Source organism: Streptomyces anandii JCM 4720, assembly GCF_014650655.1.
GTDB lineage: Bacteria > Actinomycetota > Actinomycetes > Streptomycetales > Streptomycetaceae > Streptomyces > Streptomyces anandii.
In genome coordinates this window covers 93,062-95,531 of the sequence record NZ_BMVJ01000021.1, presented here as the reverse complement: position 1 = coordinate 95,531, position 2,470 = coordinate 93,062, and the positions used below count along the sequence as shown (strand labels likewise).

Annotated in this window: 2 protein-coding genes; both read right to left on the bottom strand. The window is 68.7% G+C overall.

Annotated features, from left to right (window positions below; translation table 11 throughout):
- On the bottom strand, nt 1-1,162 hold a 1,162-nt coding region (locus IE249_RS29200), incomplete at its 3' end, for an aldehyde dehydrogenase family protein (protein WP_229859496.1).
- 105 nt (nt 1,163-1,267) lie between these two features.
- The gene (locus IE249_RS29195) at nt 1,268-2,194 is read right to left on the bottom strand and encodes a proline dehydrogenase family protein (protein WP_189709524.1); all 927 of its coding nucleotides are present in this window, start codon (nt 2,192-2,194) and stop codon (nt 1,268-1,270) included.
- Nucleotides 2,195-2,470 lie beyond the last annotated feature (276 nt).

Below are 2,470 nucleotides of genomic sequence, written 5' to 3'. Positions count from 1 at the left end.
TCGCCCGGTCGATGGCGGCCTTGTTCTTGGCGAAGGAGCGCTCGTCGATGACCGCGCCGATGAAGTTCGACAGGTCGGTGACGTCACCCATGGCGATGCCGTCGACCTCGGCGGCGAACTCCTCCTTGAAACCGGAGTTCCAGATGGAGGCCGGGATGTACGCCCGGGAGGTGGCCGAGCACTTCTGGCCCTGGTACTCGAAGGCGCCGCGGGTCAGGGCGGTCTTGAGCACCGCGCGGTCGGCGCTCGGGTGGGCCACCACGAAGTCCTTGCCGCCGGTCTCGCCGACCAGGCGCGGGTAGGAGCGGTACTTCTCGATGTTGTTGCCGACCGTCTTCCACAGGTACTGGAAGGTCTTGGTCGAACCGGTGAAGTGGATGCCCGCCAGGTCGCGGTGGTTCAGGGCGACCTCGGAGACCTCGATGCCGTCGCCGGTGAGGAGGTTGATGACGCCCTTGGGCAGACCGGCCTCCTCCAGCAGCTTCATGAGCAGCACGGCGGCGTGGGTCTGGGTCGGGGACGGCTTCCAGATCACCACGTTGCCCATCAGGGCCGGCGCGGTGGGCAGGTTGGCGGCGATCGCCGAGAAGTTGAACGGGGTGATCGCGTAGACGAAGCCCTCCAGCGGGCGGTGGTCCAGGCGGTTCCACACACCCGGGGAGTTGGCCGGGGGCTGCTCGGCCAGGATCTGGCGGGCGTAGTGGACGTTGAAGCGCCAGAAGTCGACCAGCTCGCAGGGGCTGTCGATCTCGGCCTGCTGGGCGGTCTTGGACTGGCCCAGCATGGTGGAGGCGGCGATGGTCTCGCGCCAGGGGCCGGCCAGCAGCTCGGCGGCGCGCAGGATGATCGCGGCGCGGTCGTCGAAGGACATGGCGCGCCAGGCCGGGGCGGCGGCGAGGGCCGCGTCGACCGCGTCCTGGGCGTCCTGCTTGGTCGCGTTGCGGTAGGTGCCGAGGACCGCCTTGTGGTTGTGCGGCTGGACGACCTCGAAGGCCTCGCCGCCGCCCATGCGCTTCTCACCGCCGATCGTGCAGGGCAGGTCGGCGGGGTTCTCGGCGAGCTCCTTGAGCTTCGCCTCCAGACGGGCGCGTTCCGGGGAACCGGGGGCGTAGCCGTGCACCGGCTCGTTGACGGGGGTGGGGACCTGGGTCACAGCGTCCATGGGTTCCGTAACTCCTTGACTTGAGCGGTGTTGCGAGCGGGGACGGGGCTCGAGCGGAGGCGGGCTCAGCCCTTGCCGGCCATCGAGCACACGAAGAAGCGCGGGTCAGCCACGGCTGATCATGCTCCGCAGGAAGAAGCGCAGGTTCGCCGGCTTCTCCGCCAGGCGGCGCATGAAGTACCCGTACCAGTCGGTGCCGTAGGCGGTGTAGACGCGCATGCGGTGACCCTCGGCGGCCAGCCGCAGGTGCTCCTCGCCCCGGATGCCGAACAGCATCTGGAACTCGTACTCGTCCAGCTTGCGCCCGGCGGTCCGCGCCAGCTCCTGGGCGATGGAGATCAGCCGCGGGTCGTGCGAGCCGACCATCGGGTATCCGTCGCCCTCCATGAGGGTGCGCAGGATCCGGACGTACGCCTTGTCGATCTCGTGCTTGTTCTGGTACGCGACCTCGGCGGGCTCCTTGTAGGCGCCCTTGACCAGGCGGACCCGGCTGCCGCTCGCGGCCAGGCGGCGGGCGTCGGCCTCGGTGCGGAAGAGGTAGGCCTGGATGACGCAGCCGGTCTGCGGGAAGTCCTTCCGCAGCTCCTCGTGGATGGCGAACATCGAGTCGAGGGTGGTGTGGTCCTCGGCGTCCAGGGTGACCGTGGTGCCGATCGCGGCGGCGGCCTCGACGACCGGGCGGACGTTGGCGAGGGCGAGCTCGTGGCCGCCGGGCAGCGCCTGGCCGAACATCGACAGCTTCACCGACATCTCGACCTTGGGGCCGAGCTCGAGGTCCTTGATCCGGTCGATCAGGCGCAGATAGGCGTCGCGGGCGGCGGCGGCCTGCTCGGGCGAGGTGATGTCCTCGCCGACCACGTCCATGGTCAGCTCCAGGCCCCTGCCGGTCAGGTCCTCGACGACGGGGACGATGTCGTCCACGGTCTCGCCGGGGATGAAGCGGTCGACGACCTGCTTGGTGACCGGCGCCGCCGAGATCAGGCGTCGCATCCGGTCGCTGCGCGACGCGGCGAGAATCACGGGACCCAGCACGGGGCACCTCCACAGGCAAGCAACAGACGGCCGGAACCCGACCATTCGGGGACGGCACGGAGAACCACCGTGAAAGTTAAGGATCCCTCCGATCGTCTGCCATCGACAGCTGTCACGCATCCGTGCACTGGATCTCAGACAGATGTATGAAGCGCCTGCGAAAATGCGGGAGAATGCCCGAGTGACGCCGGATTACAAGGGTGACTACCAGGAGCTGGTCGACGAGATCTCGGAGCTGCTCGGCGCGCCGGCCACCCTGGAGAACCGGAACTTCGA